The organism is Ramlibacter monticola (assembly GCF_016722785.1).
GTDB lineage: Bacteria > Pseudomonadota > Gammaproteobacteria > Burkholderiales > Burkholderiaceae_C > Ramlibacter > Ramlibacter monticola.
This window is the reverse complement of the sequence record NZ_JAEQNE010000001.1, coordinates 561,846-586,637: the sequence shown is the minus strand read 5'-3', so window position 1 is coordinate 586,637 and position 24,792 is coordinate 561,846. Positions and strand designations below refer to the sequence as shown.

Here is a 24,792-nt window from a genome sequence, read left to right as displayed (position 1 = left end):
TGTCCGTCTCTGCGACTGTCCCCCGGCGCGGATGAGAACCGCGCCCCGGGTGAGCGCGGCGCCCGCGCCTCCTCCTTTATGTCGCCGAGCCGGACAGCCCCGCTCTGGTCCTGCGCCGCGCCATGCTCGTCGCAACAGCTCCGTTGACGCGTGCCGCAAGCCGTCCCCGCAAGATGCAGGTGCGCGAGGGGAGGCTGCCTGATCCGGCCCGCTGGCAACGAGCCTGCGGCTGAGAGCGCCAATTCGAACCACAGCGCGCTCTCCGCCGAACGCGATTTCACCCCGCAAATCGGCGAAGTACCAAAGAAAAAGCGGCCCGCAGGCCGCTCTCCGAAAGCTCTGGATTCCCGCCTGCGCGGGGATGACGTCAGAGCGTGTCGATGAAGCTGCGCAGCTTGTCGCTGCGGCTCGGGTGCTTCAGCTTGCGCAGGGCCTTGGCCTCGATCTGGCGGATCCGCTCGCGGGTGACGTCGAACTGCTTGCCGACTTCCTCCAGCGTGTGGTCCGTGCTCATCTCGATGCCGAAGCGCATGCGCAGCACCTTGGCTTCGCGCGGGGTCAGGGAGTCGAGGATGTCCTTCACCACGTCCCGCAGGCCGGCCTGCATGGCGGCTTCGATCGGCGCGGTGTTGCCGGTGTCCTCGATGAAATCGCCCAGGTGCGAATCGTCGTCGTCGCCGATCGGCGTCTCCATGGAGATCGGCTCCTTGGCGATCTTCATGATCTTGCGGATCTTGTCTTCCGGGATCTCCATCTTGGCGGCCAGGATGGACGCATCGGGCTCGAAGCCGAACTCCTGCAGGTGCTGGCGGCTGATGCGGTTCATCTTGTTGATGGTCTCGATCATGTGCACCGGGATGCGGATCGTGCGGGCCTGGTCCGCGATCGAGCGCGTGATGGCCTGCCGGATCCACCAGGTGGCGTAGGTCGAGAACTTGTAGCCGCGGCGGTATTCGAACTTGTCCACCGCCTTCATCAGGCCGATGTTGCCTTCCTGGATCAGGTCCAGGAACTGCAGGCCGCGGTTGGTGTACTTCTTGGCGATCGAGATCACGAGGCGCAGGTTGGCCTCGATCATCTCCTTCTTCGCTTCGCGCGACGAGGCCTCGCCCTCGTTCATGCGGCGGTTGATCTCCTTCAGCTCGGTCAGCGGCACCACCACCTGCGCCTGCAGGTCGATCAGCTTCTGTTGCAGCTCCTGGATGGCCGGGATGTTGCGCTGGATCACCGCGCTCCAGTTCCTGCCCGCGGTGGCCTGCTTCTCGACCCAGTGCCGGTTCAGCAAGTTGGGCGGGAATTCCTTGATGAAGGTTTCCTGCGGCATGCCGCACTTGTCCACGATGATGCGGCGCAGCTCGCGCTCCTTCTTGCGCACGTCGTCGACCTGGGCGCGGACCATGTCGCACAGCTTCTCGATGGTCTTCGCCGTGAAGCGGATCGTCATCAGCTCGTCGGACAGCGCGTGCTGGGCCTTCTGGTAGGCGGACGAGCCCCAGCCTTCCTTGTCGTAGGCCTTGTGGACCTTCTCGAAGTAGTCGGCGATGCGGTCGAACTTCTCCAGCGCGGCGGCCTTCAGTTCTTCCAGCTTCTTGGTCAGCGCCTTGGAGCCGCCGGAGCCGTCGTCGTCGTCATCGGCGTCGAACTCGTCGAAGTCTTCCTCGGCGACGTAGTCGTCGGCTTCGTTCGGGTTGGAGAAGCCGTCGACGATGCTGGAGATGACGATCTTGCCTTCGCGGATATCGGCAGCCATGCGCAGGATTTCGGCGATGGTCGCGGGCGAGGCGGAGATGGCTTCCATCATCGCCATCAGGCCGGCCTCGATGCGCTTGGCGATCTCGATCTCGCCCTCGCGCGTGAGCAGTTCCACCGTGCCCATCTCGCGCATGTACATGCGCACCGGGTCGGTGGTGCGGCCGAATTCGCTGTCCACGGTGGACAGCGCGGCTTCGGCTTCCTCTTCCGCTTCCTCCTCGGTCGCGGCGGTCGGGCCGGTGTTCGTCAGCAGCAGCGTCTCGGCGTCGGGCGTCTGCTCGTAGACGGCCACGCCCATGTCGTTCAGCATCGAGACGACCACTTCCAGCGTCTCGGAGTCCACCAGCTTGTCCGGCAGGTGGTCGGAGATCTCGGCGTGCGTCAGGTAGCCGCGCGTCTTGCCCAGCTTGATCAGGGTCTTGAGGCGCTGGCGGCGCTTGGCCATTTCCTCTTCGGTCAGGACGGTCTCGTCCAGGCCGAATTCCTTCATCAAGGCGCGTTCCTTCGCCTTGCTGATCTTCATGCGCAGCGGCTTCGCCTTCTCCACCGCCGCGACCGTTTCCTCGACGGCCGCCGGTTCGCTGTCCTCGAATTCGGACTCGACGTCGCCCAGGTCCTCGTCTTCCACCGCGGCGGCCTTCGGCTCTGCGGCGGCGGCGGCCTTGGGCTTGCGGCCCCGCTTGGCTGCGGCCTTCGGCGGCGTGTCGACCTCGGCCGTGGCCTTCGGGGGACGGCCCGGCTTCTTCTTGGCCGGTTCCTCCGCCACGACGGCGGTCTTCACGGTCTTCTTCGTTTCTTCCTTGGCGGTGGCCTTTTCGGCCTTGGCGGGCGACTTGGTGGGCACGGGTTGGGCTACTTTCAATGCGGTCTTCGATTCCGGCTTGGGATCGCTCTTGACGACCTTCAGCTCGGCCTTGGCGGCGGTCGGGGATGAGGGTTTGAGTGGCTTTCGCTCGTCGGGTTTCGCAGCACTTGGCAGCTTCGCGGACTTTTGAACGGGCATGGGACCTCGATACAAAAACGGCAGGTACACGAAAAAGCGCGACGGAACCCGGCGCGGGTGGAGTCAGGCCGATTCCGGCCTGTCCGGTGGGCAAGATGGGTGGGCGAACATTTGGGGTGCAGTCCTTGCGGTATGTTGGCCTGATGCCCGCTAAGGCGCCCGTCATACGTGAGGGCCGGCCGGTCCGGAGGTGCTGCTGTCGCTCTTGCCGCTAGCAAACCCTACATTATACCGTAAGTCGGAAATTTCAAGTGGTGGGAGCGCGGCTCAGCTGCAACAGGGCCTGCTGGCGGCGGGTGAGCTCGTAAAGGCGCTCGGTGCGCGACGGATCCGTCTGCGGCAGCCGGGCCGCCTGCTCGATCTCGCCGGCCACGGCGTCCAGGTGGATGCCCACCATGGCCCGGCGCAGTTCGCCCTCGCCGAAATCCTGCACCTCGATGGCCCGGCCGATCGGCTGCATGTTGTCCAGGTCCACCAGGCGGTTGGCCAGGTCCGCGAACGGCTGGCCTTCCAGCGCGAGTTGCAGGACCGCCCAGGGCTCGCCGCCGTGCTCGTGAAAGCGGGTGTCGATCCAGGAGAACAGGTCGCCGTGGGGCGGCTGCAGCTCGCACAGGAGGTGGTGGTCGGCGTCGGTGAGGTCGTGCCAGATCTCGGTGTTGCGCAGCAGGATGCGCGCGGCCAGTTCGGCCAGCGCGACGGCCTTCGGCTTGATGGCCTGCCGGGCGCCGGTGCCGTAGGCGCGCTTGCCGTAGGGGGCGTCGCCGCGGCGCTCGCGGCGGCGGCGCTCGCCGGGTGCGCCTCGCTGCGGGGCGGCCAGGCCCCAGAGTTCCAGCAGTTCGTGCGGCCCGAGCAGGGAGCGGTCGGCCAGTTCCCCGAGCAGCTGGCGCTTCAGGGCACCCTCCGGCAACTGCTTCCACAGGGGCGCGGCGTTGCTGATCATGTGCGAGCGGCCTTCCGCCGTGGCCAGGTCGCAGCCCTCGCCGGCGGCCTCCAGCAGGAAGGTGCTCAGGGGGACCGCCTGGCGCACGAAGCGGGCGAAGGCCTCCTGGCCGTGCTCGCGGATGTAGCTGTCCGGGTCGTGCTCCGCCGGCAGGAACAGGAACTTCACGGTGCGGGTGTCGGTGGCGTAGGGCAGGGCGCCGTCCAGCGCCTTGCGCGCCGCCCGCCGGCCGGCCGCGTCGCCGTCGAAGCTGAAGACCACGTGGTCCGTGAAGCGGAACAGTTTCTGCACGTGGTCGGTCGTGCAGGCGGTCCCCAGGGTGGCCACGGCGTTCGGGAAGCCCAGCTGCGCGAGGGCGACCACGTCCATGTAGCCCTCCGTCACCAGCACGAAGCCGTGTTCGTGGATCGCGCTGCGGGCCTCGAACAGGCCATAGAGCTCGCGGCCCTTGCTGAAGACCGGGGTCTCGGGGGAATTCAGGTACTTCGGGGTGCCGTCGCCCAGCACCCGGCCGCCGAAGCCGATGCACTCGCCCTTGACGTTGCGGATCGGGAACATCACCCGGTCGCGGAAGCGGTCGTAGCGCTTGTCCTCCTCCTCGTTGACGATCACCAGGCCGCTTTCGGCCAGCAGCGGGTCGTCGTACTGGGGAAACACGCTGGCCAGGGTGCGCCAGCCTTCGGGCGCGTAGCCCAGGCCGAACTGCCTGGCGATCTCGCCGGACACGCCGCGGCCCTTGAAGTAGGCGATGGCGCGCGGCGAGGCGCGCAGGTGCTTGCGGTAGGCGGCGCCGGCCTTTTCGAGCACGTCGGCCAGCGTCTGCTGCTTCTCGCGCTGCTGCGCGGCCCGGGCGCGGTCCTCGGGGGAGCGGTCGTCCTCGGGGACCTGCATGCCGTACTGGCCAGCCAGGTCCTTCACCGCCTCGACAAAGTTCATCGAGGCGTAGTCCATCAGGAAGCCGACCGCATTGCCGTGCTTGCCGCAGCCGAAGCAGTGATAGAACTGCTTCGCCGGGCTGACCGTGAAGGACGGCGTCTTCTCGCCGTGGAACGGGCACAGCCCGAGATAGTTGGCCCCGCCCTTCTTCAACTGGACGTGCCGGCCGACGATCTCCACGATGTCGGCGCGCGAGAGCAGGTCCTGGATGAAGTTCTGGGGGATGGCCATGGATACCGGGAGGTATCCGGAGAATACCTGCGGGGATTGTCCCAGAACCGTTAATCTTGCCTCACAACGATCGGAGACAGGTCATGTCCAGCATTTTCGACCAGGACCTGCCGCGCAACGCGGCCAACCACGCGCCCCTTTCGCCGCTGTCCTTCCTCGAGCGGGCGGCTGAGGTGTATCCCCAGCGCACGGCCGTGGTCCATGGCGCCCAGCGCCGCACCTGGCTGCAGACCTACGAGCGCTGCCGTCGGCTGGCGAGCGCGCTGCGCCGCGCCGGGCTCGGGAAGGGGGACACGGTGGCCGTGATGCTGCCCAACACGCCGCCCATGGTGGAGGCGCACTTCGGCATCCCGATGGCGGGCGCGGTGCTCAACACGCTCAACACCCGGCTGGACCCCGAAGCGATCGCCTTCATGCTGGAACACGGCGAGGCGAAGGCGGTGATCGTCGATCCGGAATTCGCGCTGGTGATGCAGAGGGCGATCGCCCTGCGCAAGGAGGCGAAGCCGCTGCTGGTCATCGACGTGGAGGATGCGCTGTTCACCGGCGCGGCCCAGCGCATCGGCAGCACCACCTACGAGGACTTCCTCGCCGGCGGCGACCCGGAGTTCGCCTGGGAGCTCCCGGCCGACGAGTGGGACGCCATCGCGCTGAACTACACCAGCGGCACGACGGGCAACCCGAAGGGGGTGGTCTACCACCACCGCGGCGCGACCATCAACGCCATCTCCAACATCCTCGAGTGGGACCTGCCGAAGCACGCGGTGTACCTCTGGACCCTGCCGATGTTCCACTGCAACGGCTGGTGCTTCCCCTGGACCATCGCCGCCCGCGCGGGGGTCAACGTCTGCCTGCGCCGGGTGGAGGCCAAGGCGATGGTCGACGCGATCCGCGAGCACGGCGTCACGCACTACTGCGGCGCGCCCATCGTGCACGGCCTGCTGGTGAACGCGCCGGCGGAGCTGAAGGCGGGGCTGCCGCGGGGCGTCAAGGCCATGGTGGCCGGCGCCGCGCCGCCGGCCGCGCTGATCGAGGGAATGGAGATGCTGGGGTTCGACCTCACGCACGTCTACGGCCTGACCGAGGTGTACGGGCCGGCCACCGCCTGCGCGAAGCACGGGGAATGGGACGGGCTGGACATCGGCGAGCGCGCCCGCCTGAACGCCCGCCAGGGCGTGCGCTACCACCTGCAGCGCGCAGCGCGCGTGCTCGACCCGCAGACCCTGGCGCCGGTGCCCTGGGACGGCGAGACCATGGGCGAGATCATGTTCCGCGGCAACATCACCATGAAGGGCTACCTGAAGAACCCGAAGGCGACGCAGGAAGCGTTCGCGGGAGGCTGGTACCACACCGGCGACCTCGCGGTGCAGTACCCGGACGGCTACATCAAGATCAAGGACCGCAGCAAGGACATCATCATTTCCGGCGGCGAGAACATCTCCTCGATCGAGGTGGAGGACGTGCTGTACCGCCACCCCGACGTGCTGGCCGCGGCGGTGGTCGCCAAGCCCGACCCGAAGTGGGGCGAGACGCCCTGCGCCTTCATCGAGCTGAAGCCGGGGTCGCAGCTGACGCCGGAGGACGTGGTGGCGCACTGCAAGAAGCACCTCGCCGGCTTCAAGGTGCCGCGGGCGGTGGTGTTCGGGGAACTGCCGAAGACCTCGACCGGGAAGATCCAGAAGTTCGAACTGCGCAAGAAGGCGGGCTCGGCCACCGCGATCGACGTCTGACCAGTCCTGCGTCCTCTCCCGCTGGCGGGAGAGGTCAGGCGTGTGGGTGCCTTCAGGCCTTCATCGCCAGTCCCAGCTTCTCGATGATCTCCTTCTCCTTCACGTACTGCTCGCGGATGTACTTCTCGTAGTCCGCGCTGCCCATGTAGATCACCGACTGGTCGTACTTCTCGAAGGTCGCCAGCACCGCCGGATCCTCCAGGGTCCTGCGGAAGCCGTCGTGCAGCCGCCGCGTGACCGCCGGGTCCATGCCCCTGGGGCCGCCGATGCCGAAAGGCGAGTCGGCCAGCGTCTCGAAGCCCAGCTCGTGCAGCGTCGGCACGTTGGGCCAGCGCCGGGTCCGCTTCGAGCCGTAGGTCGCCAGCAGCCGCATGGTGCCCGCGTCCACGTGCGAGGCCCAGCCGGTGGAGTCGCTGTGCGACATGATGTGGCCGCCCAGCAGCGCCTGCATGCCCTCCGCCACGCCCTTGAAAGGCACGTGCTGCATCTTGATGCCGGCCTTGAAGGCGAACTCCTCCACCGCGAGGTGCGGGGTCGTGCCGTTGCCCGGGGAGCCGAAGGTGAACTTGCCCGGATTGGCCTTGCACCAGTCCACCAGTTCCTGCACGGACTTCACCGGCGAGTCGGCGCGCACGACCAGCCCGAAGGTGTAGCCGGTGAGGCAGGCGACGTAGGTGAAGTCCTTGAGCGGGTCGAACTGCATCTTCTGCATGTGCGGCAGCCGGGCGATGCCGATCGTGAGCTGCGACAGCGTGTAGCCGTCCGGCTTGGCGGTGACCAGCTCGTTGGGCCCCAGCATGCCGCTGGCCCCGGCCTTGTTCTCCACGACGACCTGGCCGCCCAGCGCCTTGCCGGCGCTTTCGGCCAGCGAGCGCATCACCGCGTCGGTGGAGCCGCCGGCGGGCCAGGGGCAGATCAGCCGGATCGGCCGGGCCGGGAAGCCCTGTGCCAGCGCCGGCAGCGCGACGACGGCAGGAGCGGCGAGGGCGGCTCGCAGCAGGCGCCGCCGCGAGCGATCGGTTCTGGGCATCGTGTCTCCTCTGGAACGGTCCAATCTAGCCCAGCGGCACCCCCAGCCCATGAGGGAAACCCTGTAACACGGCGCCTGCCGGGCGGGCGGGGGCGGCATACTCACCGCCATGCGCGTGTTGAGTCCCGCAGCCGCCTACGTGGCCTCCCACCCGGGTGAATTCCTGCGGCGCGTGCTCAAGGGCTTCAAGGCCAACCAGGGCCTGCTGCTGGCGGGCGCCGTGGCCTACTACGCGCTGCTGTCGGTGGTGCCGCTGCTGATCCTGTCGGTGATCGCGCTGTCGCACTACGTCGACCAGCGCGAGCTGCTCTCCACGCTGGGACGCTACCTGGAGTGGCTGATGCCCGGCCAGTCGCGGGCCGTCGTGCAGGAACTGGACAACTTCGTCGAGCACCGCGAGGTGATCGGCTGGCTGCTGTTCGGGACCATGCTGTTCTTCAGCTCGCTGGCCTTCACGGTGCTGGAGAAGGCGATGGCGGTGATCTTCCTGCACCGCTTCGCGATCAAGAAGCGTCGCCGCCTGGTCTCCGTGCTGCTGCCCTATTGCTACATCCTGTCGCTGGCGTTCGGCCTGCTGGTGGTCACCCTGGTGGCCGGCAGCATCCAGGCGATGAGCGAGGACCGCGTGAGCTTCCTCGGGCGCGAGTGGTCGCTGTACGGCCTGTCCGGCGTGCTGCTGTACCTGCTGGGCGTCGTGGGCGAGGTCTTCCTGCTCACGTCCATCTACATGGTGATGCCGGTGGGGCGCCTGTGGTGGCGCCATGCCCTCGTGGGCGGCGTGACGGCGACGCTGCTGTGGGAGATCACGCGGCGCGTGCTGGTGTGGTACTTCGCCACCCTGTCGCAGGTGAACGTGGTGTACGGCTCGCTGACGACCGCGATCGTCGTGCTCTTCACCTTCGAGATCGGGGCCACGCTGCTGCTGTTCGGCGCGCAGGTGATCTCCGAGTACGAGCGCATCGACCGCAAGGAGACGGCGACGGCCCAGCAGGCCACCGCCGTCACCCATTAGCAGCCTGGGCGCAGACCCGTTTCTCTGCCGCCCAGCCTCCTAATCGCCCATCACGATGCCCTCGCGGCGCGGGTCGGCGCCGCCGAACCAGCCGTCGGGCGTGCGCTGGATGGCCTGCAGGCCGCTGGTCATGTCCATCTCGCGGATCTCGTGGCCGCGGGCCTGCAGCGCCTGCACCACCGACGGCGCGAAGCGGCGCTGCTCCAGCAGCGTGGGGCCGTTGGTGGAGCCGAAGTTCGGCAGGTCGATCGCCTGCTGCGCGTTCAGGCCCCAGTTCAGCATGCCGTAGAGGGTCTTGGCGGTGTAGTGGATGATCAGCGCGCCGCCGGGGCTGCCGGCGCTCGCCAGCAACTGCCCCGAGGCCTTGTCGAACACCAGGGTCGGCGCCATCGAGGAGCGCGGCCGCTTGCCCGGTTGCACCCGGTTGGCGATCGGGCGGCCTTGCGCATCGGCCGGCGCGAAGCTGAAGTCGGTCAACTCGTTGTTCAGGAGGAAGCCGCGCACCATCTGCCGCGCGCCGAACTGGTCCTCGATGGTGGTGGTCATCGCGACCGCGTTGCCGAATGCGTCCACGATGCTGATGTGCGAGGTGCCGTGTTCGACCTGCTCCGGCGCGGGCGCATAGCGGCTCGTGCTCTGGCCAGGCGTGCCCGGTTGCGCGGTCTTCATGCTCTGTCCGCCGATCAGCCGGGCTCGCGCCGCCAGGTAGGCCGGGTCGAGCAGGCTCGTCCAGCTGCCGGCTGGCGGCTGCACGAAATCGGGATCGCCGAGGTACTGGCCGCGGTCGGCGAAAGCGAGCCGGGCCGCCTCGGTGTACAGGTGCAGCCAGTCGGCCGAAGGCAGGCCCTGGTCCAGGGGCAGCGTGGCCGCGTTGGTCCGGCCCAGGACGCCGAGGATCTGGCCCACCGCGATCGCGCCGGAACTCGGGGGCGGGAAGCCGCAGATGCGGTAGTCGCGGCCGCGGGCGCCGTAGTCGTGGCAGATCGGCGCGCGCTTCTTCGGCTGGTAGCCCGCCAGGTCCGCGAGCGACAGCTTGCCGGGGTTCGTGGGGTGTCGCTGCACCTTGTCGACGATGGCCTGCGCGATGTCGCCTTCGTACAGGGCACGGGAGCCCTCGTTCGCGATGCGGCGCAGCACAGCGGCCAGCTCCGGGTTGCGCAGCGTGCTGCCCACGGCCACCGGCTCGCCGCCCGGCTGGAAGAAGTAGGCGCGGGCCGTGGGGTCCTTCGCCAGGTGGGCGTCGCTCTTGAGGATCGTGTTGAGCCTCGGGCTGACGCGGAAGCCGTTCTCCGCCAGCGCGATGGCGGGCTGGAACAGCGCGGCCCAGGGCAGCTTGCCGTGCTGCCGGTGCGCCATCTCCAGCACGCGCACCGTGCCGGGCACGCCCACCGAACGGCCGCCGACGACCGCGTCGTAAAAGGCCAGCGGCTTGCCGTCGGCGCCCAGGAACAGGCGTTCGTCGGCGGCGGCGGGCGCCGTCTCGCGGCCGTCGAAGGCCTCGACCTCGCGCCCGTCGAAGTGCAGCAGGAAGGTGCCGCCGCCGATGCCGCTGGACTGAGGCTCGACGAGCGTGAGCACCATCTGCACCGCGATCGCGGCATCGACCGCGGAGCCGCCGGCCTTGAGCACCTGGTAGCCGGCGTCGGTGGCGAGCGGGTTGGCCGCGGCCACCGCGAAGCGGGTGGTCGCCCAGCCGGGCTTGGCGGTGAGGCCGGAGGCCGCCTCCGGCTGCTGCGGGACGGTATAGGTGAAGTTGGACGGCGCGCTGGCGCAGGCGGCCAGCAGGCTGGCCGCGGCCAGCCAGGCAAGGATGGGGCGACGCATCCGCGCACTATAGGGTTGCGCGCCCCGGGGCGCGGGGCTTACTTCGGGGCCAGCCGGATCGCGCCGTCGAGGCGAATCACCTCGCCGTTGAGCATGTCGTTCTCGAAGATGTGCTTCGCGAGCTTGGCGTAGTCCTCGGGTGTTCCCAGGCGCGAAGGGAAGGGCACGCTGGCCGCGAGCGCGTCCTGCACCTCCTTGGGCATGCCGAACAGCATCGGCGTGCCGAAGATGCCGGGCGCGATCGTCATGTTGCGGATGCCGCTGCGCGCGAGGTCGCGGGCGATCGGCAGGGTCATGCCGACCACGCCGCCCTTGGACGCGCTGTAGGCGGCCTGGCCGATCTGCCCGTCATAGGCCGCGACCGAGGCGGTGGAGATCAGGCAGCCGCGCTCGCCGGTGGCCTCGGGCTCGTTCTTCGCCATGGCGTCGGCGGCGAGGCGGATCATGTTGAAGCTGCCCACCAGGTTCACCATGATGGTCCGGGCGAACACCTCGTACTTGTGCGGGCCGTTCTTGCCGACGGTGCGTTCGGCCGGCGCGATGCCGGCGCAGTTCACCAGGCCCATCAGCTTGCCCAGGGACTGGGCCTTGGCCACCACGGCCTGGCCGTCGGCGTCCTGCGTGACGTCGCACTTGACGAAGGCGCCGCCGATCTCCCGCGCCACGGCCTCGCCCTTCTCGACCTGCATGTCGGCGACGACCACCTTGCCGCCGGCGGCCGCCAGCATGCGGGCCGTGCCTTCGCCGAGGCCGGACGCGGCCCCCGTGACGATGAATACCTTGCCCTGGATCTCCATGCGCGCTCCTGGTGTTGACGTTGACGTAAACGTCAAATTATCAGGGAAGGCGGCGTCCGGACCAAAAAAAAAGCCCGCGGAGGGAGCGGGCTGAATAGGGGGCTGAAACCGGAGTCGTCGCGTTACTTGAATCCCACGCGATCGAGCATCTGCTGTACCTTGACCTGGTTGGCGCCGACGGCGGCCAGCGGGATGGTCTCGGTCTTGAAGTCGCCGCCGCCGCTCATCGCGGTCAGGGCCGGGTTGTTCACCTTCACGCCCTTGGCGGTCGGCCACTCGTTGTTGCCGTTGGCGAAGTAGTTCTGCGCTTCGGCGCTGGCGAGGTACTCCAGGAACTTGACGGCCGCGGCCGTGTTCTTGCTGTTCTTCGCGACGGCGCCGCCGGCGATGTTGAGGTGCGTGCCCCAGGACGTCTGGTTCGGGAACACGATGGCGACCTTGTCCATCAGCGCCTTGTCTTCCGGCGCGGTGGAGCGCAGCAGGCGGGCGATGTAGTAGGTGTTGGTGACCGCGATCTGGCACTCGCCGGAACCGACGGCCTTGATCTGGTCGGTGTCGCCGCCCTTGGGCGCGCGGGCCATGTTGTCGACGACGCCCTTCAGCCAGGCTTCGGCCTTCTGCTCGCCGAGGTGCTCGGTGACGGCGCCGAACAGCGACAGGTTGTAGGGGTGCGAGCCGGAGCGCAGGCAGACCTTGCCCTTGTTCTTCGGGTCGGCCAGTTCCTCGTAGGTGTCCACGTCCTCGCGCTTCACCTTGGCCTTGTCGTACACGACGACGCGGGCGCGGGTGGAGAAACCGAACCAGGCCGTGCCTTCGGGCGTGGTCGCGGCGCGGTACTGGGCCGGGATCGAGTCTTCCAGGACCTTGGACTTGACCGGCCTGAACAGGCCGTCGACCTCGCCCTTGTGCAGGCGGGCTGCGTCGACCAGCAGGATCACGTCGGCGGGGGAGGCGGCGCCCTCGGCCTTCAGCCGGGCCAGAATACCGGCATCGTCCGCGTCGACGCGGTTGATCTTGATGCCCGTGGCCTTGGTGAAGTTGTTGTAGAGCGCCTCGTCCGTCGAGTAGTGGCGCGCCGAGTACAGGTTGAGGACCTGTTCCTGCGCGCCCGCCGAGGTGGCGGCGGCGACCAGCAGCGTGGCGATGCCTGCGGCCTTGAGCATGATCGTTGTTCCTTTCGAGGGACGTCCCTGGGTTACTGTTGGACCGATGATAAGTCAAACGCGAATCATTCGCACTAAATTGAAGACAAGCTTGATCTGGCTCAAATGGAGCCTGGTGGTGGCGGCGCTCGCCGGTTGCGCGACCGCCCCCAAGCCGGCGCCGGAGGCCCCTGTGGCGCCGGCGCCCGCACCGGCCGTGCAGAAGGTGCCGCCGCGGGTCGGGCTGGCGCTGGGCGGGGGCGCCGCCCGGGGCTTCGCCCACGTCGGCGTCATCGAGGTGCTGGAGGAGGCCGGGATCAAGCTCGACCTGGTGGTGGGCACGTCGGCGGGCAGCCTGGTCGCCGCGCTCTATGCGAGCGGGCGCAACGGCAGGCAGCTGGAGGCGGCCGCCATGGCCATGGACGAAGCCGCGTTCGCGGACTGGACGCTGCCCATCTTCAACCGCGGGCTGCTGCGCGGCGAGGCCCTGGCCCGCTACGTCAACACGCAGGTGGCGAACCGGCTGATCGAAAACATGCCGCTGCCCCTGGGGATCGTGGCGACCGACCTGAACACGGGGCAGGGCGTCCTGTTCCGGCGCGGCGACACCGGCACGGCGGTGCGCGCCTCGAGCGCCGTGCCGGCTCTGTTCCTGCCGGTCCGGATCGGCGCGCAGGAGTACGTGGACGGCGGCCTGGTCTCGCCGGTGCCCGTGCGCTATGCGCGGCAGATGGGCGCGGAACTGGTGATCGCGGTGGACATCTCCAGCGCGCCCGAAGGCAATCCCTCGGGCGACACGGTGCAGATCCTGCTGCAGACCTTCGCGATCATGGGCAAGAGCATCAACGCCTGGGAGCTGCGGGATGCCGAGGTGGTCGTGCGTCCGGCGCTGCGCGGGATGAGCAGCGGCGACTTCACCGGCAAGCGCCGGGCGATTGACGCCGGCCGGGCGGCGATGCAGGCGGCCCTGCCGCAACTGCGCGCCGCGATGGAAGCGAAGGCGCATGCGCCCTGAGGGGGAATGAAAGAAGCCCCAGTCTTGGGACTGGGGCGAGCGTCGCTGCGCTCCGTCGCCCGGGGGGCGCAATGAAAAAAGCCCCAGTCTTGCGACTGGGGCGAGCGTCGCTGCGCTCCGTCGCCCCGGGGGGCGCAATGAAAAAAGCCCCAGTCTTGCGACTGGGGCTAATGGATCCCTGAACCTGTGAGGTGTCGAAAGGACCCGAGGAGACAACCTTTGGGATGGGCGCTATCGGGCAATCAGTGTCCGATAGACGTCATCCTAATCGTAGAGTTCCTGATCCAGAAAAACGGCGTCAGGAATGCTCAATTCAGGATGCTCAGGCGCGCTTGGCCTTGGGGGCGGCCTTGCTGGCGTTCACCGCCGTGTTGGCCACGGCGTTGAAGTTGGCTTCGGCGACGTCGGCGGCCTGCTTCACGGCCTTCTGCACCGACTCCAGGGCGTTGTTGCCGGCGGCAACAGCGCTCTTGAACACGGCGACGGCCGTCTCGGAGCCAGCGGGGGCGTTCTTGGCGGCGTTGTCGACCACGGCCAGGAACTTCTTCTGGGCTTCGGCGACCTGGCCTTCCATGGCCTTGCCGAACTCGGCGCCGGTGGAGGAGGTGATGTCGTACAGGTGACGGCTGTAGGCGGCGGTCTTCTCGGCCAGGGGCTGGAACAGGGCGGCTTGCAGGGCCAGCAGTTCCTGGGCGTCCTTCACGTTCATCACGGACTGCGCGGTCTCGGCGGCCTCGACCAGGGCGGCGCGGGAGGCGGTGAGGTTCAGCTCGACGAGCTTCTCGACGCCTTCGAAGGCCTTGGTGGTCAGGCCGAACAGGGTTTCGACGTTCGCCTTCTGGGCGGCCAGCAGTTGCTCAGCGGTCAGCATGGATGGATTCTCCGGGTCAATAAAGGGGTTGAGGTGGGCTTCTTCGTCTGCGTCTCACCGATGGTGCAGTGCAGCATGGAAAGAAGTATAGGGTTCGCTCCGCGCATTGCAAGCGCTTTTTTGTTGCGATGCAGCAAAATAGAGACGCTCCCCTAACACCCAGCCCGGCCGTACGGCGCCCGGACAATGGGGCCATGCAGGCCTACTATGCGACCCAGTTCGTACTGCCCCTGCCGCCCGGGCACCGTTTTCCCATGGGCAAGTACCGGCTGCTGCGCGACCGCCTGTCGGCGGAGCTGCCGGAAATCCACCTGGCGCAAGCCGAACCGGCCAGCGACGGCCAGCTGGCCCTGGTCCACGCGCCGCACTACATCCAGGCGATCAGCGACGGCTCGGTGGACGCCAGGATCCTGCGCGAAATCGGCTTTCCCTGGAGCGAAGCGATGGCGGAACGGGCCCGCCGCTCGGTCGGCGCCACCATCGCGGCCTGCCGCACGGCCTTGCGCGAGGGCATCGCCGCCAACATCGCCGGGGGCACGCACCACGCCTATCCCGACCGGGGCGGCGGCTTCTGCGTGTTCAACGATGCCGCGGTGGCCGCGCGGCTGATGCAGGCCGAGGCGCGGCGCGGGATGAAGGTCGCGATCGTCGACCTCGACGTCCACCAGGGCAACGGCACCGCCCACATCTTCCGCCACGACCCCAGCGTCTTCACGCTGTCGATGCACGGCCAGAAGAACTTCCCCTTCCGCAAGGAACCGGGGGATCTCGACGTGGACCTGCCGGACGGCACCGGCGACGAGGCCTACCTGCACGCGCTGGATGTCGCGCTCGACGAGCTCGCCCACCGCTTCGACCCGGACCTCGTGATCTACCTCGCCGGCGCCGACCCGCACGAGGGCGATCGCCTCGGACGGCTCAAGCTCACCTGGGACGGTCTGGAGGCGCGCGACCGCCGCGTGTTCGACTGGGCCTGGCAGCGCGGCGTGCCGCTCGCCTTCGCCATGGCGGGCGGCTACGGTCACCGCATCGAGGACACGGTGCAGGCGCAGGTCAACACCTTCTCCGCGGCGCTGGCCTATGCCCGCCGCTGGCACAATCGCGCGCGATGAGCACCGCCAAGCCGCAGCCCGAGGGACGTGCTGCCTACAAGGCCTTCCGCACCATCGGCACCCGCTGGATGGACAACGACGCCTATGGCCACGTCAACAACGTCGTCTACTACAGCTGGTTCGACACGGTCGTGAACGCACACCTGATCGAGCAGGGCGCGCTCGACATCCACCGCGGCGAGACGATCGGCCTGGTGATCGAGACGCAGTGCAACTACTTCGCGCCGGTCGCATTCCCGCAGGTGGTGGAAGGGGGGCTGCGGGTCGCGCACATCGGCAGTTCCAGCGTGCGCTACGAGGTCGGCCTGTTCCTCGCCGGCGAGCCGCTCACCGTGGCCAAGGGCCATTTCGTGCACGTGTACGTGGACCGCGACACGCGCCGGCCGACGGCGCTGCCGCGACGCCTGCGGGAAGTGCTGGACGCGTTGCGCTGATCGGGTCGTTCAGCTTCCTGCAAGGGTAGGGCGCAGGCCAGCCGCCGTACTCCCGCGCCGACGCTTTCCCGGGGGCGCATACGGCCGGGCTCCCGTGATAATCGCCCCTTCGCCCGAACAAGAAAACTGGAGACGCATTCGTGACCGTGGCTGGCATTCCCCTGGACTTCATCCTCTTCGCGCTCGTCCTGCTGGGCGTCGCGGTGTTCCACCACCACACCCTGCGCGTGGCGTTCTGGGGCATGGTCGCCATCGCGGTCTACAAGATCCTGTTCGGCGACTTCAACGGCACGCCCGGCGTGGCCGGCCTCACCCAACTGCTGCACCATGAATGGGTGACGCTGGGCAACCTGCTGGGCCTTCTCCTCGGGTTCGCGCTGCTGGCGGACCACTTCGAGCGCAGCCACGCCACCGACCTGCTGCCGCGGTTCCTGCCGGACGACTGGAAGGGTGGTTTCGTGCTGCTGGTGATGATCGCGGTGATCTCCAGCTTCCTGGACAACATCGCCGCGGCGATGATCGGCGGCGCGATGGCCCACGTGCTGTACAAGGGCCGGGTGCACATCGGATTCCTGGCCGCGATCGTGGCCGCGAGCAACGCCGGCGGCGCCGGCAGCGTGGTCGGCGACACCACCACCACGATGATGTGGATCGCCGGCGTGCGGCCCGGCCAGGTGTTCGAGGCCTATGCCGGCGCGTCCGTCGCCGTGCTGTTCTTCGGCGTCATCGCCGCCCGGCAGCAGCAGGCCTTCCAGCCGATCATGAAGGACAACCCCGGCGAGGTGCGGCTCGACTACGGCCGCCTCGGCGTCGTCGTGTTCATGCTCGCGCTGGCGATCGCCACCAACATCTTCCTGAACCTGAGGAATCCGCAGCTGCTCACCGACTGGCCCATGATCGGCCTCGCCGTGTGGGTCGCGCTGCTGCTCACCGTGCCCCTGCGCCGTCCCACCTGGAGCCTGCTGCCCGGCGCGCTGCGCGGCAGCATCTTCCTGCTGTCGCTCGTCATGTGCGCCGCCATGATGCCGGTGAAGGCGCTGCCGGCGGCCTCGTGGAGCACCGCCTTCGGCCTGGGCTTCGTGAGCGCGGTGTTCGACAACATCCCGCTCACGGCCCTGGCGCTGCGCCAGGGCGGCTACGACTGGGGCTTCCTCGCCTACGCGGTGGGCTTCGGCGGCTCCATGATCTGGTTCGGCTCCTCCGCCGGCGTGGCCCTGTGCAACATGTACCCCCAGGGCCGCTCCGTGCTCTCCTGGCTGCGCGGCGGCTGGCACGTCGCCGTCGGTTATGTTCTCGGCTACGCCGTGCTGATGGCGGTCGTCGGCTGGGACCCCGATGGGCATGCCGGCAAGCCGTCCGCGCCGTCGGTGGAATCGCCCGCTCCCGTCCAGACCCTGCCCGCCAAACCATGAGCACCCAACCCCGCATCCTCGTCGCCCGGGCCGTGTTCCCGGAAACCCTGCAGAAGCTCGAACAGCATTTCGAGCTCGAAACCAACCAGGCCGACACCGTCTTCACCAGGCAGGAACTGCTCGCGCGCCTGAAGGACAAGGCCGGCGCCTTCACCACCGGCAGCGAGCGCATCGATGCCGAAGTCCTGGCGGCGTGCCCGCAGCTGAAGATCTGCGCCAACATGGCCGTGGGCTTCAACAACTTCGACGTGCCGGCGATGACGGCGCGCAAGGTGCTGGCCACCAACACGCCGGACGTGCTGACCGAGACCACCGCCGATTTCGGCTTCGCCCTGCTGATGGCCACGGCCCGCCGCATGGCCGAGAGCGAGCATTACCTGCGCGCCGGCCGGTGGACCCAATGGAGCTACGACATGTTCGCCGGCGCCGACGTGCACGGCAGCACGCTGGGCATCCTGGGCATGGGCCGCATCGGCCAGGGCATCGCCAGGCGCGGGGCCCACGGCTTCGGCATGAACGTGATCTACCACAACCGCTCGCGCCTGGCGTCCGAGCTGGAAGCCGCCTGCAAGGCCCGCTACGTGGGCAAGGAAGAACTGCTCAAGACAGCGGACCACCTGGTGCTGGTGCTGCCGTACTCCGCCGAATCGCACCATGCGATCGGCGCGGCGGAGCTCGCGCAAATGAAGCCGACGGCGACGCTGGTCAACGTGGCGCGCGGCGGCATCGTCGACGACGCGGCGCTGGCGCAGGCCCTGCGCGAGAAGCGCATCGCGGCCGCGGGCCTGGACGTTTACGAGGGCGAGCCCAAGGTGCACCCGGACCTGCTGACCGTCCCCAACGTGGTCCTCACGCCGCACATCGCCAGCGCCACCGTGCCGACGCGGCGCGCCATGGCGGACCTCGCCGCCGACAACCTGATCGGCTTCCTGGTGCACGGCAAGCCGGTCACGCCGCTGAACGCGGAAGTGCTGGCCTAGTGGAACTCTGGATCCTGGTGGCGCTGGCGTTCGCCAGCGTCATCCTGCTGCTCGTCCTCCTGCTGCGCCGGCCGCCCGACACGGGGCGGGCCGAACTGCTGGCCGCCAGCGAGCGGCTGGAACGCGAACTTCGGCGCGAGATCAGCGAGACCGCGCGCGGCACACGCGGCGAACTGCTGCAGACCCTGGCCACCTTCCAGGAGGCGCTGGTGCGGCAGGGCGGGGAGGCCACGCGCACCCAGAACACGCAGATCGACGCCTTCGCCCAGCAGCTGGCGCTGCTGCAGAAGACGCTCAACGACACCCTGGCGAGCCAGCTGGGCGCCCTGAGCGAATCGAACGTGCGTCGCCTCGCCGAAGTGCGCCAGACCCTCGAGCAGCAGCTCGCCGCCCTGCAGCAGACCAACGCGGCCAAGCTGGACGAGATGCGCAGGACGGTCGACGAGAAGCTGCAGTCCACGCTGGAGGCGCGCCTTGGCGAAAGCTTCCGCCAGGTGGCCGAGCGCCTGGAGCAGGTGCACCACGGGCTGGGCCAGATGCAGACGCTGGCGCAGGGCGTGGGCGACCTGCAGCGCGTGCTGACCAACGTCAAGACGCGCGGCATGTTCGGCGAGGTGCAGCTCGAGGCGCTGCTGGAGCAGGTGCTGACCCCCGAGCAGTACGGCAAGCAGGTCGAGACCCGGCCGCGCAGCAACCAGCGGGTGGACTTCGCGGTGCGCTTCCCCGGCCGCACGGCCGAAGGCGCGCCGGTCTGGCTGCCGATCGACGCCAAGTTCCCGCGCGAGGACTACGAGCGCCTGCTGGAGGCGCAGGACCGCGCCGACCCCGCCGGCATCGAAAGCGCCGGCCGCGCGCTGGAAGTGCGCGTCCGCGAGGAGGCGCGCGCGATCTGCGAGAACTACCTGTGCCCGCCCGAAACCACCGATTTCGCGATCCTGTTCCTGCCGATCGAGAGCCTCTACGCCGAGGTGCTGCGCCGCCCGGGGCTCATGGACAAGATCCAGCGCGACTACCGCGTCACCCTCGCCGGCCCGACCACGCTGCTGGCGATGCTGAACAGCCTGCACATGGGCTTCCGCACGCTGGCGCTGGAGCAGCAGGCCTCGGAGGTCTGGAAGGTCCTGGGCGCGGTGAAGACCGAATTCGAGCGCTACGGCGAATGGGTGGCGCGGATCAAGGAACAGGTGCAGAAGGCGGCCGACACGCTGGACAAGGCGGACACCCGAACCCGGCAGATGCGGCGTGCGCTGAAGGTGGTGGAGGCGCTGCCGGAAGCGCAGGCCCAGGCCCTGCTGCCGCTGGGCGAAGAGGGCGGTGACGAAGACAGCTGACGAGGGCATCACCGGGCGCGAACTCGCCCGGCTGATCACGGGCCACGTGTTCCTGCACGCCACCATGGCGGGCATGCGGATGGCCTCGCCGCTGCTCGCGCTGCGCGAGGGCTACAGCGAGGCCGCGGTGGGCGTGCTGCTGGCGCTCTATGCGCTCACGCAGGTCTTTCTGGCCCTGCCGGCCGGCCGCTACGCCGACCGCCATGGCCTCAAGCGCCCGGTGGCGTGGAGCGTGGGCGCGGCCTGCCTGGGCGGGGCCCTGGCCTTCGCCTTTCCGATCTACCCGGTGCTGTGCCTCAGCGCGCTGCTGACCGGCGGCGCCACCGGCAGCGCGGTGATCGCGCTGCAGCGCCACGTTGGACGGGCCGCCCACACGCCGGGGCAGCGCAAGCAGGCCTTCTCCTGGCTGGCGATCGGCCCCGCCTTCTCCAACTTCCTGGGCCCCTTCGCCGCCGGCCTGGTGATCGACCACGCGAGCTTCCGTGCGGCCTTCTTCATGATCGCGCTGCTGCCGCTGGTCACCTGGGCCTTCGTCCGGCTCGCGACCGAACTGCCGCCGCCGGAAGGCGTCCACGCGGCGCGCCCCGGCCGCGCCTGGGACCTCTGGCGCGAGCCCATGTTCCGCCGACTGATGCTGGTGAACTGGTTCCTGTCCGCGGCCTGGGACGTGCACACCTTCGTGGTGCCGGTGCTGGGGCACGAGCGCGGGCTGTCCGCCTCGGTGATCGGCACCATCCTGGGCGGCTTCGCGGTGGCGGCGGCGCTGGTGCGCATCGTCCTGCCCGTGCTGGCCGCGAAGGTGCACGAATGGGTCCTGATCGTGGCCGCGATGGTGGCCACCGCGCTGATCTACGCCGTGTACCCCCTGGTGCACGCGGCCCTGGCGATGGGGATCTGCTCCGCGCTGCTGGGGCTCGCGCTGGGCATGGTGCAGCCGATGGTCATGAGCCTGCTGCACCAGGTCACGCCGGGGCACCGCCACGGCGAGGCGGTGGGCATGCGCTTCATGGTGATCAACGCCTCCAGCGTGGCGATGCCGCTGCTGTTCGGCGCGGCCGGCACCGTGGTGGGGGTGGCCGCCGTGTTCTGGACGGTCGCCGCCACCCTGGCGGCCGGCACGCGCGTGGCGCTGGGCCTCAGAGGCGATAGAACGTCTTGATGATCTCCCAGGCCGTCTCGGGGTCGTCGGCGAACTGGAACAGGTCGAGGTCGGCCGCCGAGATCACGCCTTCGTCGACCAGCATGTCGAAGTTGATCAGCCGCTTCCAGTAGTCGGACCCGAACAGCACGATCGGCACCTGGCGCGCCTTGCGCGTCTGCACCAGCGTGATCACCTCGAACAGTTCGTCGAGCGTGCCGAAGCCGCCCGGGAAGGCGACCAGGGCCTTCGCGCGCATCATGAAGTGCATCTTGCGCAGCGCGAAGTAGTGGAACTTGAAGGACAGGGCCGGCGTCACGTACTTGTTGGCCGCCTCCTCCATGGGCAGGGCGATGGACAGGCCCACGCTGGTGCCGCCGGCCTCGTGCGCGCCGCGGTTGGCGGCCTCCATGATGCCCGGGCCGCCGCCGGTGCACACGAACAGCTTGTCGCGTGCTTCCTTGCCGGCGCTGTACTCGGCGACGATGCGGCCGAAGGCGCGCGCCTTCTCGTAGTAGTGGGCGTTGCGGGCGAGCGCCTGCGCGCGGCGCGCGTCGATCGGGCTGGGGCCGGTCTCGCCGCCGGCGTCCGCCTTGGGCTGCTGCGTCACCACCCCGGCAGCGGCCGCCTGCTGCGCCAGGGCGTTGGCCGTCTCCGGGTCGCGGAAGCGGGCACTGCCGAACACCACGATCGTGTTCTCGATGCCGTTCTCCGCCTGTTCCAGGTCCGGTTTCAGCAGTTCCAGCTGGATGCGGATGCCCCGGGTGTCCCGCCGCAGCAGGAACTCCGGATCGGCGAAGGCGAGCCGGTTGGCGTCCGGGTCCAGCGGCAGTCCTTCGTCGGAATGGGCCTTGAGGGTGGCCCAGGCATCGGCCAGGCGCCGGTCGTGAATGTTGCGGGTCGAAGACATAAGCGCTCATTGTGGCGGCATCCCGGCCGCGCGGGGACGCCGTACGGCCGGGCTGGCGCTATCCTTGCGCCAAGACGACAAGGACCGTCGGTTGGAAGAGACTCTTTACCACGTGGTGCTCGAGGGCCGCCGCCTCGGCCCGTACGACCGCCGGACCATCGTCGGCATGCGCGTGCGCAAGACGCTGACGAGCACGCACGTCCTGGAGTGCACCGACGGGGCCCGCCTGACGGTGGCCGAACTGCTGCGGGGCACGCTTCCCGCCTCGCCGCCGCCCGAACCCGAACCCGAACCCGAACCTCCATCGCCGGAGCCCGCCGCCTCGGCGCAGGGCGTGCGCATCAGCAGCTACTCCGTGATCCAGGCCACGCACGCGGCGGACCTGCTGGAGGTCGCCGGCCGCGGCTACGCCGTGCCGGCCTTCAAGGGCGAGGTCGAAGTCCGGGTGCAGACCAGGGTCCTGCGGCTTGCGGGGCGCTTCCGCGACCGCCAGGGCTGGAAGGAGGACCGGGTCAAGTTCCCGCTGCAGGACATCATCCATGCCCGCCTGCAAGGCAGCATCGTGGAACTGGGGGTGCGTCCGCCTTCGGGTGAGGGTCTGCAGCGCCTGCGCCTCGACTTGCACACGCCGCAAGCGGCGTGCGAGCTGGCCGAGAGCCTTCCGCACACGGTGCCCTGGCCGGGCAGCGAACCGCTGGCGGGGGCGAGCCCCTCCGCGCGGCGCAAGGGCAGGAAGATGCGCTGGTCGGCCCTCGCAGGCGGCGTGCTCGCCATGTTCGCGGCGCTGGCCTGGGTCTGGATGCAGCGCGCCTGAGCCTGGAGCGCACCGTGAGGGCCTGGCCGATCATGGCCGGCCTTCCTTCGCAGCCGCCCTGAGGGGCTGCACCGCGCGCGCCTCAGAGCGCCAGCGCGAGCCCGAGGGGCACGAACACCACCGCGAGCGCGTTCCCCAGCAGGATCATCGCGGCGACGCGCTCCGGCTCCTGCTCGTAGCGTTCGGCCAGCAGGTACTGCATCACCGCCGGCGGCAGCGCGCCGAACAGGATCAGCTGGGCCCGCGCCATGCCCTCGAGCCCGAGCGCCCACGCCAGCGGCACGGCGAGGGCGAGGCCGACCAGGGGACGCGCGAACGCGCCGAGCAGCCCGCGCGGCACGTCCCTGCGGCGCAGCTGCGTCAGCCGCACGCCCAGCGCGAACAGCATCAGCGGCACCATGGCGTCGCCCAGCAGCTTCATGCCGGTGAAGAGCATGTCCGGCGGCCGCACCCCGGTCATCGCGCTGGCGAAGCCGAGGGCGCTGGAGATCATCAGCGGGCTGAGGAGCAGTTCGCGCGTGGTCGCCGCGCTGCTGGTGATGCGCGAACCGAGCGAGAAGTGCAGCAGGTTGCTGATGGAGAACAGCGCCACCGCGGCGCCGAAGCCCTGCGGCCCGAAAGCCAGCAGGGCGAGCGGCAGCCCCATGTTGCCGCAGTTGGTGAACATCACCACCGGCACCAGGGTGCGGACCTGCGTGCGTGCGGCCCGCGCGACCAGCCACGCCGCGGCGCCGGTGGCGACGATCAGCAGGGCCCCGCCCGCCAGCAGCGGCAGGTGGTCGCGCAGCTGGAACTCCTTGCCGGCCAGTGCCGTGTAGACCAGCAGGGGGCTGAGCACGTCCAGCACCATGCGGTTGAACTCGCGCATGTCCGGCTTCTGCCGGCGCGCGTACACGTAGCCGATGGCGACCACGAGGAAGACCGGGACGATCACCTGCGCGATGCGCGCGAGCAGCTCCGTCATCGTTCCCGCTCCGCGAGCCAGGCCAGCAGGCGCTCGCGCGCCGGCGCGAGGTTCTTGTAGGCGAGCACGGCCTCGCTCATGGAGGCGAGGGCGTCATGCAGCCGGCGGGCGTCCGCGCGCGTCGCCACCGCCTCGGCGAGGGGCCGCAGCCTCACGCGGATCGTGAACACTGCCTGGCCCTGCACTCCATCGACGGCGAAGAAGGTCTGGCGCTCCGCGCGCAGGAAGCACTGGCGCGCGAAGGCCTCCGGATCCGCGGTGGCGGGCCAGGGCGTACGCGGGTGGCGCCGCGGGTGCTGGTCGAAGCGGCCGCTGGGCGTGAGGGTCCAGACGTGGCGCTCGAAGCGCTCGCCGGAGGTGACCAGCTGCACCAGCTGGTGCGCGGCCGCGAGCAGGGCCTGGTTGTCGGCGACCGGGGCATGGACGCTGCCGAAGGGCAGTCCCAGCTTGTCCTCGGGCGCCCAGTGCGAAGGCACGCAAACGCACAGCCAGGGCAGGGTTCCCGTCGCCCGGTCGAGGACGGCAAAGTCCTCCTCGAAGGCGAGCTCGATGGGACCCTCGGCCGGCAATCCCTCGCGCCCGGCCTGCGCGCGGATGGCGCGCAGCACCGGCTCCTCATCGAAGCCCGGCACCCCCAGCCGGCTCGCGCCCGCGTCGAGCACCTGCTTCTTTTCCCGCCACAGGCGCGAGCCCGCCGCCAGCGGCGTGAGCTGGCGCGCGCCCGCCTCCAGCCGCTGCAGCCCCGGCTGCATGCGGAAGGGCACGGCGATGCGGGAGAGCTCGAAATCCATGGGGACCAGCAAAAAAGGCTCCTTGCGGAGCCTTCGGGGAGTGCGCGGGTGCCTTACACGCGGCGGCGGTATTCGCCGGTGCGGGTGTCGATCTCGATGACGTCGCCCTGGTTCACGAAGATCGGCACGCCGACTTCGAATCCGGTGGCGATCTTGGCGGGCTTGAGCACCTTGCCCGAGGTGTCGCCCTTGACGGCCGGCTCGGTCCAGGTGATCTCGCGCTCGAGGCTGGTGGGCAGTTCGACGGAGATGGCCTTGCCTTCGTAGAACACCACTTCGGCGGGCATGCCTTCCGCCAGGTAGTTCAGGGCGTCGCCCATGTTCTCGGCCTCGACCTCGTACTGGTTGTACTCGGCGTCCATCCAGACGTACATCGGGTCGGCGAAGTAGGAGTACGTGCAGTCCTTCTTGTCCAGCACGATCTGGTCCATCTTGTCGTCGGCCTTGAAGACGAGTTCCGTGCCCTGGTTGTTCAGCAGGCTCTTGAGCTTCATGCGCACGGTCGCCGCGTTGCGGCCGCCGCGGGAGTATTCGGTCTTCAGGACAACCCAGGGGTTGCCGTTCTGCATGATCACGTTGCCGGCGCGGATTTCTTGAGCGATTTTCATGACGGGTCTCTCGGG

Annotated in this window: 21 protein-coding genes; 10 read left to right on the top strand and 11 right to left on the bottom strand. The window is 69.2% G+C overall.

Features of this window, described 5'->3' with window-relative positions:
* Window positions 1-367: 367 nt before the first annotated feature.
* Window positions 368-2,755, bottom strand: coding sequence for an RNA polymerase sigma factor RpoD (gene rpoD, locus JJ685_RS02650; protein WP_201672612.1), 2,388 nt, complete (start codon window positions 2,753-2,755; stop codon window positions 368-370).
* Between the two features lie 247 nt (window positions 2,756-3,002).
* The gene (dnaG, locus tag JJ685_RS02645; RefSeq protein WP_201672611.1) at window positions 3,003-4,862 is read right to left on the bottom strand and encodes a DNA primase; all 1,860 of its coding nucleotides are present in this window, start codon (window positions 4,860-4,862) and stop codon (window positions 3,003-3,005) included.
* An 83-nt stretch (window positions 4,863-4,945) separates the two neighbouring features.
* On the opposite strand from dnaG, the gene JJ685_RS02640 reads away from it, so the two are divergent.
* Window positions 4,946-6,592, top strand: a complete 1,647-nt coding sequence (locus JJ685_RS02640) for an acyl-CoA synthetase (protein WP_201672610.1) — start codon at window positions 4,946-4,948, stop codon at window positions 6,590-6,592.
* A gap of 52 nt (window positions 6,593-6,644) precedes the next feature.
* Here the strand turns inward: JJ685_RS02640 and JJ685_RS02635 are convergent, their stop codons facing one another.
* Window positions 6,645-7,622, bottom strand: a complete 978-nt coding sequence (locus JJ685_RS02635) for a tripartite tricarboxylate transporter substrate binding protein (RefSeq protein WP_201672609.1) — start codon at window positions 7,620-7,622, stop codon at window positions 6,645-6,647.
* A gap of 109 nt (window positions 7,623-7,731) precedes the next feature.
* Between JJ685_RS02635 and JJ685_RS02630 the strand changes: the two genes are divergently transcribed.
* Window positions 7,732-8,634, top strand: coding sequence for a YihY/virulence factor BrkB family protein (locus tag JJ685_RS02630; protein WP_201672608.1), 903 nt, complete (start codon window positions 7,732-7,734; stop codon window positions 8,632-8,634).
* 39 nt (window positions 8,635-8,673) lie between these two features.
* Here JJ685_RS02630 and ggt read toward each other — a convergent pair whose 3' ends face one another.
* The 3 genes from ggt to JJ685_RS02615 form a co-directional block, all read right to left on the bottom strand.
* The gene (gene ggt, locus JJ685_RS02625; protein WP_201672607.1) at window positions 8,674-10,458 is read right to left on the bottom strand and encodes a gamma-glutamyltransferase; all 1,785 of its coding nucleotides are present in this window, start codon (window positions 10,456-10,458) and stop codon (window positions 8,674-8,676) included.
* 38 nt (window positions 10,459-10,496) lie between these two features.
* Window positions 10,497-11,255 carry a 3-hydroxyacyl-CoA dehydrogenase gene (locus tag JJ685_RS02620; protein ID WP_201672606.1) on the bottom strand — a complete coding sequence of 253 codons (759 nt, stop codon included), beginning with the start codon at window positions 11,253-11,255 and terminating at the stop codon, window positions 10,497-10,499.
* Between the two features lie 122 nt (window positions 11,256-11,377).
* Entirely contained in the window at window positions 11,378-12,418 is a 1,041-nt protein-coding gene (locus JJ685_RS02615; protein WP_201672605.1) for an extracellular solute-binding protein, read from the bottom strand.
* Between the two features lie 94 nt (window positions 12,419-12,512).
* On the opposite strand from JJ685_RS02615, the gene JJ685_RS02610 reads away from it, so the two are divergent.
* Complete coding sequence (locus JJ685_RS02610) at window positions 12,513-13,412, top strand: patatin-like phospholipase family protein (RefSeq protein ID WP_330901719.1); 900 nt, start codon at window positions 12,513-12,515, stop codon at window positions 13,410-13,412.
* Between the two features lie 322 nt (window positions 13,413-13,734).
* Here the strand turns inward: JJ685_RS02610 and JJ685_RS02605 are convergent, their stop codons facing one another.
* On the bottom strand, window positions 13,735-14,283 hold the full coding sequence (locus tag JJ685_RS02605) for a phasin family protein (protein ID WP_201672603.1): 549 nt from the start codon (window positions 14,281-14,283) through the stop codon (window positions 13,735-13,737).
* Window positions 14,284-14,477: 194 nt separating this feature from the next.
* Between JJ685_RS02605 and JJ685_RS02600 the strand changes: the two genes are divergently transcribed.
* The 6 genes from JJ685_RS02600 to JJ685_RS02575 all read left to right on the top strand — a co-directional run bounded on the left by JJ685_RS02600 (window position 14,478) and on the right by JJ685_RS02575 (window position 20,711).
* Window positions 14,478-15,395 carry a histone deacetylase family protein gene (locus tag JJ685_RS02600; protein ID WP_201672602.1) on the top strand — a complete coding sequence of 306 codons (918 nt, stop codon included), beginning with the start codon at window positions 14,478-14,480 and terminating at the stop codon, window positions 15,393-15,395.
* Complete coding sequence (locus JJ685_RS02595; RefSeq protein ID WP_201672601.1) at window positions 15,392-15,829, top strand: acyl-CoA thioesterase; 438 nt, start codon at window positions 15,392-15,394, stop codon at window positions 15,827-15,829. The genes JJ685_RS02600 and JJ685_RS02595 overlap by 4 nt, the downstream gene beginning before the upstream one ends.
* Before the next feature lie 140 nt (window positions 15,830-15,969).
* A complete protein-coding gene (locus JJ685_RS02590; protein ID WP_201672600.1) occupies window positions 15,970-17,241 on the top strand; it encodes an SLC13 family permease in 1,272 nt (423 codons plus the stop codon).
* Window positions 17,238-18,221, top strand: a complete 984-nt coding sequence (locus JJ685_RS02585; protein WP_201672599.1) for a 2-hydroxyacid dehydrogenase — start codon at window positions 17,238-17,240, stop codon at window positions 18,219-18,221. The genes JJ685_RS02590 and JJ685_RS02585 overlap by 4 nt, the downstream gene beginning before the upstream one ends.
* Complete coding sequence (locus tag JJ685_RS02580; protein ID WP_201672598.1) at window positions 18,221-19,552, top strand: DNA recombination protein RmuC; 1,332 nt, start codon at window positions 18,221-18,223, stop codon at window positions 19,550-19,552. Before JJ685_RS02585 ends, JJ685_RS02580 begins: the two co-directional genes overlap by 1 nt.
* Before the next feature lie 64 nt (window positions 19,553-19,616).
* On the top strand, window positions 19,617-20,711 hold the full coding sequence (locus JJ685_RS02575) for an MFS transporter (RefSeq protein WP_201673672.1): 1,095 nt from the start codon (window positions 19,617-19,619) through the stop codon (window positions 20,709-20,711).
* Here JJ685_RS02575 and JJ685_RS02570 read toward each other — a convergent pair.
* A complete protein-coding gene (locus JJ685_RS02570; protein ID WP_201672597.1) occupies window positions 20,689-21,600 on the bottom strand; it encodes an LOG family protein in 912 nt (303 codons plus the stop codon). The two genes, JJ685_RS02575 and JJ685_RS02570, sit on opposite strands and share 23 nt — an antisense overlap.
* 91 nt (window positions 21,601-21,691) lie before the next feature.
* Between JJ685_RS02570 and JJ685_RS02565 the strand changes: the two genes are divergently transcribed.
* A complete protein-coding gene (locus JJ685_RS02565; RefSeq protein WP_201672596.1) occupies window positions 21,692-22,414 on the top strand; it encodes a hypothetical protein in 723 nt (240 codons plus the stop codon).
* Window positions 22,415-22,496: 82 nt separating this feature from the next.
* Here the strand turns inward: JJ685_RS02565 and JJ685_RS02560 are convergent, their stop codons facing one another.
* The 3 genes from JJ685_RS02560 to efp are packed head-to-tail and all read right to left on the bottom strand — an operon-like array spanning window position 22,497 to window position 24,777.
* Window positions 22,497-23,378, bottom strand: coding sequence for an AEC family transporter (locus JJ685_RS02560; RefSeq protein WP_201672595.1), 882 nt, complete (start codon window positions 23,376-23,378; stop codon window positions 22,497-22,499).
* Window positions 23,375-24,181, bottom strand: a complete 807-nt coding sequence (locus tag JJ685_RS02555; RefSeq protein ID WP_201672594.1) for a heme-dependent oxidative N-demethylase subunit alpha family protein — start codon at window positions 24,179-24,181, stop codon at window positions 23,375-23,377. Before JJ685_RS02555 ends, JJ685_RS02560 begins: the two co-directional genes overlap by 4 nt.
* 41 nt (window positions 24,182-24,222) lie before the next feature.
* Window positions 24,223-24,777 (bottom strand): elongation factor P, encoded by a 555-nt coding sequence (gene efp, locus JJ685_RS02550; RefSeq protein ID WP_201672593.1) that lies wholly within the window; start codon window positions 24,775-24,777, stop codon window positions 24,223-24,225.
* Window positions 24,778-24,792 lie beyond the last annotated feature (15 nt).

Coding starts and splice junctions, on each gene's coding strand:
- JJ685_RS02595 (WP_201672601.1), top strand. CDS start 15,392: ATGAGCACCGCCAAGCCGCAGCCCGAGGGACGTGCTGCCTACAAGGCC.
- JJ685_RS02620 (WP_201672606.1), bottom strand. CDS start 11,255: ATGGAGATCCAGGGCAAGGTATTCATCGTCACGGGGGCCGCGTCCGGC.
- JJ685_RS02615 (WP_201672605.1), bottom strand. CDS start 12,418: ATGCTCAAGGCCGCAGGCATCGCCACGCTGCTGGTCGCCGCCGCCACC.
- dnaG (WP_201672611.1), bottom strand. CDS start 4,862: ATGGCCATCCCCCAGAACTTCATCCAGGACCTGCTCTCGCGCGCCGAC.
- JJ685_RS02630 (WP_201672608.1), top strand. CDS start 7,732: ATGCGCGTGTTGAGTCCCGCAGCCGCCTACGTGGCCTCCCACCCGGGT.
- JJ685_RS02575 (WP_201673672.1), top strand. CDS start 19,617: ATGGCGGGCATGCGGATGGCCTCGCCGCTGCTCGCGCTGCGCGAGGGC.
- JJ685_RS02560 (WP_201672595.1), bottom strand. CDS start 23,378: ATGACGGAGCTGCTCGCGCGCATCGCGCAGGTGATCGTCCCGGTCTTC.
- JJ685_RS02570 (WP_201672597.1), bottom strand. CDS start 21,600: ATGTCTTCGACCCGCAACATTCACGACCGGCGCCTGGCCGATGCCTGG.
- JJ685_RS02585 (WP_201672599.1), top strand. CDS start 17,238: ATGAGCACCCAACCCCGCATCCTCGTCGCCCGGGCCGTGTTCCCGGAA.
- JJ685_RS02605 (WP_201672603.1), bottom strand. CDS start 14,283: ATGCTGACCGCTGAGCAACTGCTGGCCGCCCAGAAGGCGAACGTCGAA.
- ggt (WP_201672607.1), bottom strand. CDS start 10,458: ATGCGTCGCCCCATCCTTGCCTGGCTGGCCGCGGCCAGCCTGCTGGCC.
- JJ685_RS02640 (WP_201672610.1), top strand. CDS start 4,946: ATGTCCAGCATTTTCGACCAGGACCTGCCGCGCAACGCGGCCAACCAC.
- JJ685_RS02635 (WP_201672609.1), bottom strand. CDS start 7,622: ATGCCCAGAACCGATCGCTCGCGGCGGCGCCTGCTGCGAGCCGCCCTC.
- JJ685_RS02600 (WP_201672602.1), top strand. CDS start 14,478: ATGCAGGCCTACTATGCGACCCAGTTCGTACTGCCCCTGCCGCCCGGG.
- rpoD (WP_201672612.1), bottom strand. CDS start 2,755: ATGCCCGTTCAAAAGTCCGCGAAGCTGCCAAGTGCTGCGAAACCCGAC.
- efp (WP_201672593.1), bottom strand. CDS start 24,777: ATGAAAATCGCTCAAGAAATCCGCGCCGGCAACGTGATCATGCAGAAC.